The sequence below is a fragment of the Pinibacter aurantiacus genome, from assembly GCF_019130065.1.
Lineage (GTDB): Bacteria > Bacteroidota > Bacteroidia > Chitinophagales > Chitinophagaceae > Pinibacter > Pinibacter aurantiacus.
This window is the reverse complement of the sequence record NZ_JAHSPG010000016.1, coordinates 291,350-306,131: the sequence shown is the minus strand read 5'-3', so window position 1 is coordinate 306,131 and position 14,782 is coordinate 291,350. Positions and strand designations below refer to the sequence as shown.

Here is a 14,782-nt window from a genome sequence, read left to right as displayed (position 1 = left end):
ATGCGTACAAAACCCTATTTCCTGTTCTTTTCTTTTTCACGATAGTTTCTGGATCATTGTCTTCTAAGTCAAAAGGCAGTAAGTAGTCAAATGAAAAATACCTTCGAACTAAAGAACCCACGAATTTTGCCTTTGAATCTTGTCTTTTAACTAAATCAAAAAAATATATTCTGATAAAAAATAGAATAATTAAAATAAACACAAAAAAGGGAATCACCGATATATTGTTTAGTTAATGATTTTAGACATCAATGTTGAAAACAAATCTACCGACAAATATAGACATAAAAAAGGGCCCGTAAACTCTCGCATGTTTACAGGCCCACAAACCTATTAGATGAAAAAAAACACAAACTTGTATCACCTCTGAGTTGATTCTACTAATGCTACTGTACTGCAAATCTGCAAGCAGAATAAATCTCATTTCAATTTTTCCTATAAATTGGCCAGGGCAAAAGAGTCGTTTAAACGCAGCAGAAAGCAGCTTTAAACAACTCTTTCTTTTGGCTTAGGGATATGTCAAAAGTATACGCTTTGAACTGCTATTATTTACGGGAATCCGTAAAGGTTTTTTTTGTTTTGTAAAATTTGAACTAAATAATGTCCATGCCTTTGCAGTAAGCAACCAGCTGAGGCAATCGAGGCTATTCAACATGGTCCGAAGGGCAGCATGTTGAACCCCAAATAAGAAGAGATTTAAATCCCTTATCTACCGTTAGAGATGCCCTGCGGAACATCTCGCACAGCGCGAGAAAAATACAACATAAAAAAGGGCCCGCAAACTCTCGCTGTTTACAGGCCCTACAAACCTATTAGATGAAAAAAAACACAAACTTGTATCCTCTCTGAGTTGATTCTACTAATGCTACTGTACTGCAAATCTGCAAGCAGAATAAATCTCATTTCAATTTTTCCTATAAATTTAACTGAGCAAAAGAGTCGTATAAACGCAGCAGAAAACAGCTTCAAACAACTCTTTCTTTTTGCTTAGGGACATGTCAAAAGTATAAGCTTTGAACTGCTATTATTTACGGGAATCCGTAAACGAATTTTTATTTTGCAAAAAACAGGATTAGATAATCCCCATGTCTTTGCAGTAAGCAACCAGCTGTTCATTTTTTGAGAAGTCAAAAGTTTCTTTCATAAGGTTAAGTCGTTTTTCTACACTGCTCAGACCAGAAGGTTTAATACCGCTTTTTTGAAGATGGGCTGGGATATCTTTTTGTAAAGTTCCCTGTGCAAGCAATGAGATAACGGCTATATCGAACCGTGTAAAATCATGTGCGTTCTTTTGTTTTACAAGATCAATGATATACCGGGGGAAATGCCTCTGATTCTTTGATATCTTGTCAATCGCTTCTTTCAGTTCTTTTGCATCATTCCTGGCCTTGCGTACATAGCCATCTGCGTCTAACGTTTTATCCAACGTTTCAATAGTGGCTGCTTCCCGGCTTGCTGAAAATACCAAAACCCTAAGATCCGGCTGCACTTGTCTTGCCGCTTGAATAAGTTCCTTACCACCCGTTATTTTTTGCAGGCGACCATCTTCTTCAAAAGAGAGATCGGTAATCAAAAGATCGTAAGATTCATTGCTGTGCTTGCTTCTCTGAATGCTGGCAAGCGCGTCGTCACAGTAATAAACATAGTCAATATCAGTAATGCCAAGCTCTTCCAGCGCCTTTTGCAAAGACATGTTGGCACACTCCTGATCTTCGGCTATTAATACCTTTTTAATCATAGACAATTTAAGAGATTGGAATGCGTATATAAATTTTTAACCCTTTAGTAGTGTGTGTATCAAAAGTAAGGTTGCCTCCAACGTCATCAATCCGGTTTTCCATACCAGCCAACCCATTTCCTTTGCTAAATCCAGCTTTCAGTCCAGTACCATCATCAGTATATTGAACGAGCAGCAGATTTTTTTGTTGATCAAATTTTACAACGACATTTTTTGCAGAACTATGTTTTCTCATGTTCACCATCAACTCTTGCAACACATGTTTTAGTTCATTCTTTACATTGCCTTTAACACCCACCCACAGTTCCTTATCGTTCCCAACCAGTAGCACTTTGATGTCAGGTGTAGAAAAGGATGTGAGCAGTTGTTTTATTTCGTTCGAAAAATCAACATTATCAGTTACGGGCTGCTCATATGATATGTCGCGGGATTTTTCATATAGCATTTCTATTTCGTCAAGAAATGTATCCTTGTCCATATCGTTATCATGTTGCACTTTTACCATGATCTGATATAGCCCGTTTGCCACCACATCGTGTACTTGTTTGGATGTTTTGAGCTTCGATTCCCGTATACTGTTTTGAGCTTTCAGCTGTATTCTTTGTTTTCTTTTCCGATTCAGATTAATTATAATAATCGTTATTGCTACTAAGATCAGAACGGCTAAAACAAGAAATACTATCTGGAATCCCTTCTCCGCATTTTCTTTTTGCAGCCTGAGAATGTCCGCTTTATTTTTCTCAGCTTCAAAACGAATTAAAGCAAATTGAGACTTCGCCGCGTTCCGGCTCGTTTGTACACTATCACGTAAATACAAGTAACGCGCAAAATACCGTTTTGATTTTTTGGCCGGACTAAGAGGTATTAATTTTTGCAACGCTTCCAGCTCATCATCCGGGCTATGGAGTTCTTGTGCAGTTTCAAACATTTTATTAGCGTAATGAAGGGCCAGAGCCGGATGGGAGCTCAAATAGTAATCTGACAGATGCGCATAACTTGCATTCAGGCCCCATTCGTCTTTTTCTTTTTCCCTAATATGAAGTGCTGTCAGTAACTCATGAGCTGCATTATAATTAGAATCCAGCAACCACTTAACTTTAGCTAAATTGGACAATATCCTTGCATACTCTTTTCTATTTTTATCAGTTTCCTTTATGATCGATTCATAAATAGCAATTGCTTGGGCATATTGTTTCTTCTTTCGATAAGCGATGGCTTTATTGTTTAAGCCTATCCTGGTGACTAGCTTGGTTGAAGACAATTTTAGCGCAAAGTCATAATATTTTATTGCCTCATCATAATTGTTCAGGCCCAGGCTTGTATTTCCCAGCTCATTATAATCTGATGCAAGACATTTGCGGTCCTCTTTCTTCAACTCCTCTAAGAACTTTAACGACAACAACAAGCTTTGCTGACTGCCAAAATAGTCTCCGGCATCGGTTTGAATGCACGCCATGCGATTATTGGCCATGGCTACTAACAGGCTGTCTGCAGAACTGGCAGCCACCTTGTTGTAGTAATAAAAAGCAGAATCATTTCGCAGGTCCATGAACGACTCACCTTTCTCGTAATCTGCATTTGTTGGTACCCGGTCCTTTGCCTTCTGCTTTTCACAAGTACATAATGAGACAAGCAATAGTAGCAAGCAATATTTTTTCAAAAAAGATTTACACTAAAGATGAAAAAACCAGTGATTTGGTTTCACTGATTCAAAATAATATTAGTAAGAAAATGGACCTCTCATAAAAATAAAATTGGGCAAGCTCTTTCACCTATGAATTTTGAGCGAAACGTTACTGCGATAAAAAGGGCCATCTCGTACTCCTGAGAAGGCCCTCTTTTACAAAAATAACTTAACAACAAAAGAAACTATTTCGACTAGTGATTGGGCGCATGCGCCGTCTCTCCGCCCGTATCCATCATTGATGAAGACCGTACACTGACTGTTGGTTTTGCTGTGTTTGGTGTTGGTTTGGAAGCTGGAGCAAAAAATGACATGATAAAAGAAACTATTAGTGCAAACATTTTTTATTTTTTTATTGATGAATTAATGCAGCAACCGGAGATCTGCCTTCGGTGCGGCGATGCTTTTAAACAAGAAGCGCTTCTTAATTTTTTTGGGAATAGATGGAGTGATAACGGAGACCTATAAACGTGTCCCAATTCGATTATTGGCCGCCGCTTCACAACCATGGAAAACTAATCCTGTACAGTTTCCCGTAGCTATCGGGATATCAATTGATTTGTAAAACAAAAGTACACGGACATTGATGCTGCCGCGTAAAGCAATTCCAATAATTCCAATATTTTTGATCAGAATTATTAAAATGAGCATTATTTCTTAAAATCATATGCTTTTTTAATGCCCCTGTTACTTGTTGAGGGAGACGTAATCTTAACCATACTCATACTTATCGACATTTCAAAAATGCAGCTATTGCATGTCGATAGCTTTATTAAATAGTTATTGGGATATGTTTATTGACTACAAGAATTTAGTTTTTAAGGATTATCAGCAAAAAAAACTGGCTAATGCAATTCCCCTGAACCTTATGTATCCAACCTCTGCGAAAATCAAAGCAGAATGCATGGCCGCATGTGAATTAAGGTTTAACAAAAAAGATGAAAAGAGTCTGAAAACATTTTTTGGGCAATACGATGGCAAAGCGGGTTGCCTAAAGGCTATTGCAAAATGTGCAACAGATAAGTTTAAACCTTTGGCAAATTTTCTTAAAGCCGCCACCGCCGACACAGCTATAAAAAATATAGAACTACTCGCGTGGCTGATCGACTTCAGGCTCAGACCATTTGAGTTTGGAAAAAAATATGACGCCAATGAATACGAGCACAGTATAGAAATACCCAACGTTACAGAGGATTTGGAAAAATACATGTATTGGAACGGCGACCATTTTGAGGCGATCACCTGCAGCCAGAACCCAGGAAATAGTATTTTGGTTCCATTTGATGATGTCAAACTTAGCGGCTTCAAAAAAATAACCAACCCGGAAACAATCACGCTGAAAGCAAAGGGCCGCGTGTGGTACGCGAAAGTAAAGGGAGGGATAGAATTTTTCACTTCAGAAGGCCCACATCCAACAGACCAACAATTAAGATTAAAACCAATTAGTGACTACATTATTAAAAAATACATCTTTTCCAGGAAGGCACTAAAAAGCCTGTAAAATCTTACGACTTTACAGGCTAAAACAAACAGTATTGGCATGCTTATTTTTTCAGATTCTTCAAGAGCCACTCATTGCTGGTGTTGTCTGCTCCTTGCAATACTATTTTATAAACGTCTGCATCGCCTGGTAAGTCAAAGGAAGTATTGCCTGTATTAACTGCAACACTTTTTACTTGCTTGTACTCGTCCTTACCGCCAGTTTTAAAACTATTGGAAGCGGCAACAAAAAGTTTTATATCTCCTTTCTTTTCAATAGGCGTCCATGACGCATTTACTTTGCTGCCCGTTTTGCTGATCACAGGTTGTATAAAAGACAGCTTACCGATAAAGGGCGTGCCGTCTATTTCAAATGCATTGTCTTTCGGCACGTTCACATTAAGGTGTCTTGCAATTGTGGGCATGATGTCTGCAATGGAAGCCTGTGGCGCGTGAAATTGCGCATTGAGGTTCTTTGCATTGGTAACGATCCAGCCGCTGCGCTCGCGATCTGACTGGCCGCCATGACCCTGCCCCTTCGGCGATGTTCTGCCATGATCGGTAGTTACAATGATCAACCAGTCTTCCTTATATTTTTGCTCCCGTTCTTTAATAGCGTTCCAAACAAGCCCGATTTCATTGTCAGCATTTTTTACCGCTTTGTGAAACTCCTCTCCTGTTCCATAGGCATGGCCCATATCATCTGTAAACTCTAGGTAAACCCACGAAAGATCTGGCGCTGTGTTCGCAATGGTTGCAGCTGCCTGCACTGAAACGGCACTATCTATGCGACGGAGGTAATCGCTTTTTTTATCGTGTGGAAAATTGACGGTGTCATTTTCCATGCCGTCAAAATGATAGTCAACCGGAATGTTTCCCGTAGCAGGAAAATTGTCACCCACCAACTTGGTTCTGTTGTCGAGCCAGGTTGAAAAAATGGCCGTTTTCTTATTGGGGTATTGCTCTTTTACGTAACGAAAAATGGTGTGATAGTTATAGTTCGGTGCAGCAATGTCATTGTCCCACACATTGTGCTTGTTTACCCATGTGCCGGTCAATATTGTATTGTAACCCACAGCAGAAATAGTTGGGGTTTCAGAGTAAGTTCCTTTTTTTCCGCCAACATATGCTTTTGCGTAGCCACCCGCGGCGCTGATCGCCTTCAGGTTTGGAAGATCCATTTCTTCAATTACATCGGAGGGAATGCCGTCTACAATAATGAAAACAGCTTTCTTAGTTCTTGCCTCTTGTGCACGCACTGCAAAAGAAATCAATGCAAATACAAATGATAATAAAGCAATCTTTTTTATGGTTTGTTTCATCATGCTTTTAGAAGTTTTAATGTACGTGTCATTTAATGTAAGTAGCGTAGTTTGCAATATTAATGCACTTCGGCTCTTGCCTGCCTCACAACAGCCAGCCTAAGGAATATCTGTTCAAATGAACAGACAACATTTAACGTGTCGCCCCTCTGGGGCTGGAATTTATTTTCTAAATTCTTTTCTACGAACATGTAGCCCCGCTGGGGCTGGTTGAAACATTCGGAAAGCTCAAAATAGCCCCAGAGGGGCGACACGTTAAATATCGTGAAGCGAAAACCATTAAATATACGGCTTCGCAAAGTACTCGTTAGTCACCGTACCGTCTTCATGCAAATTCAAAATAGCATAGCCGGGAGGTGTTTCCAAATAATAACCCGGGCCTGCAGATTCCTTATCGCCTTTACCCCACCAGAAGCCAGACATTGCACCATTGCAGCAATACAGCACGTTGTTGTAATGCGTTTCATCATACAGGTGATTGTGACCGCTGAGACACACTTTAACCTTATCGCGATGTTTGTAAAACAGGTCCTTCAATTTTTTATGGTCCGAATGTCCTCCGCCAACGAGTATGGGCGTAGTACCCAATATAGGATAATGCGACATTAACAACGTTGGAGTGTTAGCGGGCAAATCAGCCAATGTTTTTTCCAGCCATTGAAACTGCTCATCATCCAGCGATATACCTTTGTTGTTCCCATCAAGAATAATGAAGTGCCAGTTCTTTTTCTGAAAGCTGTAATAGCGAGCAGGTATTTTCAATCTTTGCACCACATAATCTTTGCCATACATTTCGTCAGTCTTTGAAGGCGCGGCCCACCATGTATCGTGATTGCCTATGCAGCTATGCACTTCGTGGGATGATATTGTAGCTACACATTTGTCCCACAATGCCCACTGCTGAATTACCTGTTCTCTTTTCACATTATCATAGGATGCATCATTGATGGAGTCGCCACCGTTCAAAAAAAAGTCCACCTGCTGGTCCTTTATTTCCTTCAGATATTTTGTAAATCTTTCTGGCGCATTGTCCCCTTCGCGAATGTGCACGTCTGTGATATGCGCCACCCGCAGTGCAGCCTTCTTCTTATCTTTTTTTGCGTTGCCCACTTCCGGAAGTCCCGCTTTTGCAGTAGCAAGCAAACCCGCCATCAGTCCTGCGCTCTTTATTAACTGTCTTCTTTTCATGTTGATGATTTGAGAAAAGACGCATGTGTTTCATGCGCCTTTTAATTATTTACTGCCAACCGAATATTTGTGTAAGGTTTGGATTGAGTACTGTTTGTGTATAAGGAATTGGTCTGTAATAATATTTAGGTTCTGCAAAATTCCTCGCCGCAGTTTCTGTTACCAGCGTACCGCCTGCAACGCCATTGCGCAGATAAACAGTAACATCTTCACCAAAACTTCCTGCCTTGTAATATACCAGCACATCGCCTAAGGCATTTTTTTCTTTGTTAGCTTCCGAAGGTATGTCGGTATCTTTTCCTATTAAAATAATATCCGGAATACCATCGCCGGTCAAATCATATTTTCCTAAACCCGGAAAGTACATGCCTTCTGGAATTTTTTCCAGCAGCTTTCCTGCATGCCAGCGCATGAGGTCATCATAGCGGAATCCTTCCAATGCCAACTCCACCCTGCGCTCGCGTCTTATTTCCAATATAGTGCCTTTTTGCGCACCGGCTACGTCAGGATATTTTGCTGCAAGCAAAACATCAGGATTCGCATTGGCAACAGCAAGGTTAAGATCAGGAATACCAGCACGTCTTCTTACAAGGTTTACAGAAAGATCAAGATCTGCTTGTGCAATGGTTCCCAGTTCAGCGACAGCCTCTGCATAAGTCAACAATACTTCGGCATACCTGTAAGCGGCGTAGTCAAAACTACCGAGCGCAATGTTATCTGTTGTGGTGCTGTAGTAGCCCTTTAACTGATGGTAGCCGGTAAAGTTTTTATTCAACCTTTGAAGATAAGGCTTCGTGTCTGTGGCTCTTTTAAATCCGGGAAAAGCAATGGTTTGTTTCATCCTCGGATCGCGGTTCTGAAATTCATCTACAAACCCCAATGTTTCGTATCCTTTTATAGCAGTAAAAGAAGTACCATCTTTCATCAGGTAAGTTTGTATAAGGTCGCGAGATGGTGATTGTTCGTAGTCACCGAAAACAGTTCCATTGTTGTTACTGCTGGAGGCTCCTGTTTTGCTTGCATCGTAAGGCGTATTTAATATTACCTCTTTGTTGCCGGAAAGATCTGCGGAAGCAAACAATGTTCCGTAATCTTTATCAGGATTGCCCGTGTTGTAAATTTGGAATTTGCCCGAGCTGATGATATCAAGCGATACGTCTTTTGCTTTTTGCAAAAAAGCGCTTGCCGAACTTGCGATGTTAAGCTCCGTGTGATATTTGCGATAGGTGCCTTCATACAAAGCAGTTCTTGCGTAAAAGGCTTTAACCGCCCAAACGCCGGGAGTACCGGCAGGAACCTCCTCACGCACATGCTTAGATGCAAAATCAAGATCTGCCATCACACTATCCATAACAGCAGCTCTCGGAGTAGCCGCTTTGTACAGCTCTGCAGAGTCAGAGGGATTAACGGTTGACGAATACCAGGGCACATCGGAATAGCGTTTTACCATACCCATATAAAATTTGGCCCTGTAGTACCTCGCCAAACCTGCGTAGTGATCTTTTACTTCCTGCGATACACTTGCCTTATTGTAGTTCACCAAAAAATAGTTGATGTCGCGCAGTCCTTTCCAATCCCATCCATCAGTGAGCGTTTTTGAACTGGGCGTTCCCGTCATTACATTCTTCACTTCAATAGAGCCGGTGGTTGCCAGGTTATCAGAATTCTGATCGCTTAAGAAACTACCTGTACCGGGTTGGTTCCAAAGACCATTGACATAAAGCGAAAGATCGTTTTCTGATTTAAAAAATAATTCAGGCGATATTTCAGTTTGAGGATAACGGTCAAGAAATTCTTTTTTGCATGACGCCGTTATCATTATCGTTCCAATAAGTATATAGAGTGAAATCTTTTTCATTATTGTATTTTTAAGTTACCTGACAAAATCTACAGATCCGCATTGATACCAAATGAATATTTACGCTGATATGGATATTCCCATCCATATCCATCACTGATGGATTCCGGATCAAGGTATTTTTTGATAGCCGATATTTCGTAAAGATTTTCTCCGCTAAAGAACACGCGCAATCTTTTAAATCCGGTCTTTTTGACAAGAGATGCCGGCAGTGTATACCCAAGCGTCAAATTTTTAAGCCTGATGTAGGAAGCATTCAGCATGTACTTTGTTTGCGCGATATCCAGTCCTGATCCGTAGTTGTTATCAGCGAGCCACGATTGCAATACAGGGAAATATGAATTTGTATTAGCATCGGCCAGCCCTGCTGCTATGTATGATTTTGAATCCATGGCTCTTTGTGCATCCGTTTCTGCAGTAGCTCTGTAGAAGTCAAGATTCCATGGATACACGTTTGCGTAAGGCTGTTGATATGGTCCCCAGAAAAGATAATGTCTCGGATAATAATCCTGTTTCAATACGCCTTGCAAAAAGATACTGAGGTCAATATTGTTCCAACTCATGTCAAGGTTCAAACCTACGCGGTAACGTGGCTGGCTGTTGCCAATAACCTTAAGATCTTTCGGATCTTTTGCGGAAGGCCCGAGTTCTATTTTACCATTGCCATCAAGGTCCTTGTATTTTGGCCATCCTTCTACGATAGACAATGCACCCCAAGGAACGATAGATGTTTCGTCGAGCTTGGTTATTTCGTCTTTACTTTTGAATACGCCGTCGTTTGTAAGTCCCCATATCTCTCCCCATTGCTGGCCGGCATAAAATTTTGCAGAGAAGGTTTCCTGTGCGTTATTGTACCTGGTTATCCTGGCCCTTGAATCGGAAAGAATAAATTTCGTATTAAATGTAAACGGCTTGTATGCAACATCAAACACATTGTGATAGGACAGCGATAGTTCCCATCCCCTGGTGCTCAGATCAGCAGAGTTTTGCTGTGGCGCAGTCGTTCCAAGCACAGCGGGCAGTTCCTGGCTCGGCGCCAGCATACCTGTTGTGTTACGCACATAGTAATCGAACCCTGCCTGTATTTTGTCATTGAAAAAACCCATGTCTGTACCAAGGTTAACAGTGGTTACTTTTTCCCATGTGTAGTTATTCGGATCCACAAGAAGCGGGGGTGCTTTTCCTAAAACTGTTTGCGTATTGCCGTCTATAAGATAAGAAGACATGCGCGTAGGCAAGGTCTGTACATAGCCGTAATAACTCACACTTTGATTACCCAGGCTGCCGTAAGAGGCGCGCAATTTCAAAGTAGAAAAAACAGGATCAAGGCGATCAAAAAATTTCTCCTTGCTTACGATCCACGCCGCTGAAATGGAAGGGAAAAGACCAAAGCGTTTGATCGAAGGAAAACGGGAAGAGCCATCATATCGTCCATTGCCCTCAAGAATATACCTGTCTTTGTAAGTGTAGTTAATTCGTCCAAAAAGACTGCGGATGGCATAGGAAGAGTAGCCATTATCAAAATAATCTGTTTTGTTTGTACTTACTGTAGGTGTTCCTGTGGTAAGACCTAAGTACGGAACGGATGCGGATATAACCTGCACACCTTTTGCCGTAACAGGTGACCACTCGTAGCTTTCCTGGTTGTAGCCTGCCAGTACTTTGAATGAATGGTCGCCCAGCTTTTTACCATAAGTGGCAAACAAGTCAAATACATCCTGTTTAATGGTTGCATTTGCTTCTGTGATGGCACCTATATTATTTTCCTGGCGAATATCGTTCGGGCCATAACCAATTTTGTAAGGAAGATCTTCAATATGGTATTTCCACAATTCTCTTTTGATGCTTGCATCACCTATGATCTGCAGATCGCCTTTCAGGAAAGTAGCCGTTCCTTTGATGATATCCTGGAAACCGAATCTTGTCTGCTGATTGCGGCCGCCATCAGTAAGCTGTGCGCCCAGTCTGCCGGCAGCATTGTTACCCCATGAGCCATCGGGATTTTTTGCCACGTTGGTTGGTTGAAGGTAATACACATCTTTTACGTTGTATGTTGGTTGATCGCGCAACATCTGGTAAACATTCATGTTGTTATCTACCTTTAACCATGACAGTGGCATAAAACTAAGTCGTCCTCTGAGGCCATACCTGTTCCAGTCGTCTTTGGCAATTTTGTTCAAGCCATTCTCATCTGTATAGTCTGCAGAAAGCATATAGTTTACCGGCAGCTTCTTTGCATTTTCCGCAGTACCGCTGAATGATAAAGTATGATACTGCGAGAAGCTTGACTTGTTGAAAAAATAATTGTTCCAGTCATTGCTTCCCATGTAGGCCCACTTGGTGGGGTCAGAAGGGTCTACTCTTACATCTTCAACAGAAGGATCATCAGAACGCTCTTTCGCCCATTTATAATACTCATCGGAAAAGTTCACGTAGTCCCACGGCGTATTGTCAGTAGACGTTTCCAATACTCTTGAGTAAATATAAGGATCGGTAACTGCTGTGGGCAATATAGTGCGTTTCGACCACGCGAAATAGTTGTTATAACTTACATTCTGTTTGCCCATTTGCGAGCCTTCTTTGGTATTGATCAGAATCACACCGTAAGAAGCCCTGGCACCGTAAATGGCAGCAGACGCAGCATCGCGCAGCACTGTAATACTGGCTACATCGTTAGGACTTATTCTCAACAAATCATCAGTGGTTCCTGCTATACCATCAATAATAACCAGTGGTGTTCCATCATTGTCACTGAGCGATGCTAGCCCCCTGATATTAAGCTTCGGTGTTTGACCCGGCGCGCCACCCATGTTAGTAATATTTAGACCCGGACTAACGCCTTGCAGTCCCTGGAATATATTGGCAATAGGCCGATCCACCAATCGCTTGCCTGATATCTGGTCCACAGCGCCGGTAACGTTTATTTTCTTCGCAGTGCCATAACCAACCACCACAACTTCATTCAAGCCCGATGCATTGGGTTTGAGCGTAATAACCAGAGATGCTTTTTCTCCGGGTTTCAATACATAGCTTTTTACTGTTTCTTTTTTGTAGCCTACCGAACTAAAGATCAACTCATAACCAACCTGCGGTAAAAGATTAGCAAAACTAAATTCGCCTTTTGTGTTCGTTTGTGCCTCCTGCTTAAATTTCAGTGAATCACTTTTTACCTGTACTGAAACGCCTGCAATTCCATCGCCATTCTCGGCTTGTACAAGCCCGCGAATAAGGGCCTGCTTTTCCTGCGCAAATGACGCAATACATGTGCACCAGAAGAAAAGCGATAACAGCAACTTGTGCGGCTTTCTTTTGGTGGCTTTGATTGATAATGTCGAAGTGCTCATAGTTTAGTTAATTTTAGATAATACAATCCCGCATATGCATTGCATATGTTTTGTAATTCCCTTTATGAATGTTTAGTTAATTGTGTCTGCCGACTTTGTAATTTGTTGTTGTTCCGGTAATCGTTAAATCATTTACAAAAGCAATCTTGTCCAAAACTGTTTTCAACGGTTGCGTTGGGGGTATGGTTCCTGTAAAGCTTAATCCATTCAGCATTTCTTCATCGAAGGATATGTTTGTTTTATATTCTGTCTGCAAGGTTTTAAAAACATTTGCGAGCGGCTCACGATCGAACGTAAGCGCATTTTCCATGTACTTTACAACTATTGGCGCTGGTTTCCCGCAAGTCGCTAGCGGCGCGTCAATGCTGCCGGCTGTTACTTTGTAGGCCAGGGTGTTTCTGTTAAATACCAGCGTCTTGCCCGGCAAAAGAAAAATATCTTTCTTTTGCGCTGCCTGCTTTATCACCACTTTACCGGAATGCAGCGTTACGTCTATTTCTTCGCTGGCGTTAAAGGCTTTGATCGTAAAAGAAGTACCTAATGCAGTGGTGGCCAATGTTCCGCTGTAAACTGTAAATGGTCTTGCTTTATCTGTTGCTACATTAAACCACGCTTGACCTTCCAAATACAGTTCGCGGGCAGTAGCAGTAAAGCCCAGTTGAAACCGAAGGGAAGAGCCGTTGCTCAATTCCACCTGCGACCCGTCGCTAAGGCGAAACATCCTGTTTTTGCCGCTATTGTTCTCTACTACAGTGTCTCTTGCAGATACAGCATTACTTTGCGCGATATCAGCACCGGCTTTGTGATTGTCTGAAAGCAGCGACACTACCTGCGAAATGAAAAACACAACGCCAATTACAGCCGCAGCAATAGCAGCGTATTTCATGACTATCAATCTCACATTCCTCTTGTTGATGTGCTGCATCACTGCAGCATTGATGCGTTCTTGCGCCTGCGTCGGCATTGACTTATTTGCCCGTCCTATCTCATCCCAATTTGATTTATCTATATAAGCATCCAGTGCTCCGGGATCTGCTTCCAAAGCGTCTGTAATTGCTTTTAATTCTTCGTCAGAGCAATTGCCTTTCAAAAAATTCTCAACTATTTCTTTAGATAAATTCAAAATACAAGTGGTTATAATAAAGGATACGCTTGTGGGTACTTAAAACCCGTAATGTGGTAAAAATATTTTTTTATGGAAGATCACAGGAAAGAAAAAAGGGTTAGCATCCGTCTTAATTGTTTAAGTGCAAGAGAGATGTGTTTTTCAACAGTTCTGTCAGAAATATTAAGTTCCGCTGCTATTTCTTTGTAAGAAAATCCATGCAGGCGATTAAGTACAAACACTTTTTTGCGGACGGCGGGCAGCGCTTTTAGTGATTTATCAAAATCTGATTGGGCTTCATTGGGCGTGGAGAGATATGATTCAATAGTATCGCGTTCTGTTTGAAATTGGTTCATAAGGCGCTTTCTGCGCTCCTTTTCACGAATAGCGTCAATCATAACCGTTCTGGCAATTCTGAACAATTGAGTGTCAAAATCGTGTTCAGTCGAAAGCCCTTCGCGGTATTCCCAAAGTTTGATAAATGTCATTTGCGTAAGCTCCTCTGCAAAATCCTCATCCCTGGTCCGGCCAATAAAATAATAATACACCCTGGATTGCCAGTGCAGGAATGTTTGCTCAAATGCCAGCTTATCAGAGTTAATTATTTGGTGTATCAGATCCACCTGAAATGTTTTACTACAGAAATATGCAACTCTTTTTCCGACAAAACGAAAACAAACGTTTGCGTAAAATATTGCTGCCGCAAATGTGGTATAATACTTTTAAATGGTTATATTAAATGATTGTAAACACACCATCACATAGCGTTTAAAACACGGTCGGGTGGCTTGTTTCAGATAAAAAACGATATCGCTGTTTTGGTGAAAACGCTTTGATTTAACGATTTACATACACGTTCTCAACATTTATGAAAATGACCTTCAGAAGTTCATTTATTCCTGTGGCTGCATGCCAAACCGGATATTACGCATATTCAAAACTATCACACATATATATGCGAAAAAAAATCGCGAACAGATGATGTAAGAAATTACAGCAACCATAAGTCGGGCCTTATTTTTCACACATTGCCGGTCTGACTTGCATCTCCCTTCCAATAATTT

General features: G+C 41.3%; 10 protein-coding genes. 1 reads left to right on the top strand and 9 read right to left on the bottom strand.

The window, feature by feature from the left end:
- Positions 1–1,072: 1,072 nt before the first annotated feature.
- The 3 genes from KTO63_RS22365 to KTO63_RS22355 all read right to left on the bottom strand — a co-directional run bounded on the left by KTO63_RS22365 (position 1,073) and on the right by KTO63_RS22355 (position 3,763).
- Positions 1,073–1,738 carry a response regulator gene (locus tag KTO63_RS22365; RefSeq protein WP_217794185.1) on the bottom strand — a complete coding sequence of 222 codons (666 nt, stop codon included), beginning with the start codon at positions 1,736–1,738 and terminating at the stop codon, positions 1,073–1,075.
- A 7-nt stretch (positions 1,739–1,745) separates the two neighbouring features.
- Complete coding sequence (locus tag KTO63_RS22360; protein WP_217794184.1) at positions 1,746–3,383, bottom strand: tetratricopeptide repeat-containing sensor histidine kinase; 1,638 nt, start codon at positions 3,381–3,383, stop codon at positions 1,746–1,748.
- Between the two features lie 233 nt (positions 3,384–3,616).
- Positions 3,617–3,763, bottom strand: a complete 147-nt coding sequence (locus KTO63_RS22355; RefSeq protein ID WP_217794183.1) for a hypothetical protein — start codon at positions 3,761–3,763, stop codon at positions 3,617–3,619.
- A gap of 416 nt (positions 3,764–4,179) precedes the next feature.
- On the opposite strand from KTO63_RS22355, the gene KTO63_RS22350 reads away from it, so the two are divergent.
- Positions 4,180–4,923: a hypothetical protein gene (locus tag KTO63_RS22350; protein WP_217794182.1), complete on the top strand. Its 744-nt coding sequence runs from the start codon at positions 4,180–4,182 to the stop codon at positions 4,921–4,923.
- Between the two features lie 43 nt (positions 4,924–4,966).
- Here KTO63_RS22350 and KTO63_RS22345 read toward each other — a convergent pair whose 3' ends face one another.
- The 6 genes from KTO63_RS22345 to KTO63_RS22320 form a co-directional block, all read right to left on the bottom strand.
- Positions 4,967–6,226 carry an alkaline phosphatase family protein gene (locus KTO63_RS22345; protein ID WP_217794181.1) on the bottom strand — a complete coding sequence of 420 codons (1,260 nt, stop codon included), beginning with the start codon at positions 6,224–6,226 and terminating at the stop codon, positions 4,967–4,969.
- A gap of 276 nt (positions 6,227–6,502) precedes the next feature.
- A complete protein-coding gene (locus tag KTO63_RS22340; RefSeq protein WP_217794180.1) occupies positions 6,503–7,411 on the bottom strand; it encodes a metallophosphoesterase family protein in 909 nt (302 codons plus the stop codon).
- 49 nt (positions 7,412–7,460) lie between these two features.
- A complete protein-coding gene (locus tag KTO63_RS22335; RefSeq protein WP_217794179.1) occupies positions 7,461–9,269 on the bottom strand; it encodes a RagB/SusD family nutrient uptake outer membrane protein in 1,809 nt (602 codons plus the stop codon).
- A gap of 29 nt (positions 9,270–9,298) precedes the next feature.
- The gene (locus KTO63_RS22330; RefSeq protein WP_217794178.1) at positions 9,299–12,613 is read right to left on the bottom strand and encodes a SusC/RagA family TonB-linked outer membrane protein; all 3,315 of its coding nucleotides are present in this window, start codon (positions 12,611–12,613) and stop codon (positions 9,299–9,301) included.
- A gap of 76 nt (positions 12,614–12,689) precedes the next feature.
- Positions 12,690–13,736: a FecR family protein gene (locus KTO63_RS22325; RefSeq protein ID WP_217794177.1), complete on the bottom strand. Its 1,047-nt coding sequence runs from the start codon at positions 13,734–13,736 to the stop codon at positions 12,690–12,692.
- A gap of 80 nt (positions 13,737–13,816) precedes the next feature.
- On the bottom strand, positions 13,817–14,341 hold the full coding sequence (locus tag KTO63_RS22320; RefSeq protein WP_217794176.1) for an RNA polymerase sigma factor: 525 nt from the start codon (positions 14,339–14,341) through the stop codon (positions 13,817–13,819).
- Positions 14,342–14,782: the final 441 nt, after the last annotated feature.

Bases quoted from the DNA above. Each gene is read 5' to 3' on its own strand.
- KTO63_RS22330 (WP_217794178.1), bottom strand. From the start codon at position 12,613: ATGAGCACTTCGACATTATCAATCAAAGCCACCAAAAGAAAGCCGCAC.
- KTO63_RS22345 (WP_217794181.1), bottom strand. From the start codon at position 6,226: ATGATGAAACAAACCATAAAAAAGATTGCTTTATTATCATTTGTATTT.
- KTO63_RS22365 (WP_217794185.1), bottom strand. From the start codon at position 1,738: ATGATTAAAAAGGTATTAATAGCCGAAGATCAGGAGTGTGCCAACATG.
- KTO63_RS22355 (WP_217794183.1), bottom strand. From the start codon at position 3,763: ATGTTTGCACTAATAGTTTCTTTTATCATGTCATTTTTTGCTCCAGCT.
- KTO63_RS22335 (WP_217794179.1), bottom strand. From the start codon at position 9,269: ATGAAAAAGATTTCACTCTATATACTTATTGGAACGATAATGATAACG.
- KTO63_RS22350 (WP_217794182.1), top strand. From the start codon at position 4,180: ATGTCGATAGCTTTATTAAATAGTTATTGGGATATGTTTATTGACTAC.
- KTO63_RS22340 (WP_217794180.1), bottom strand. From the start codon at position 7,411: ATGAAAAGAAGACAGTTAATAAAGAGCGCAGGACTGATGGCGGGTTTG.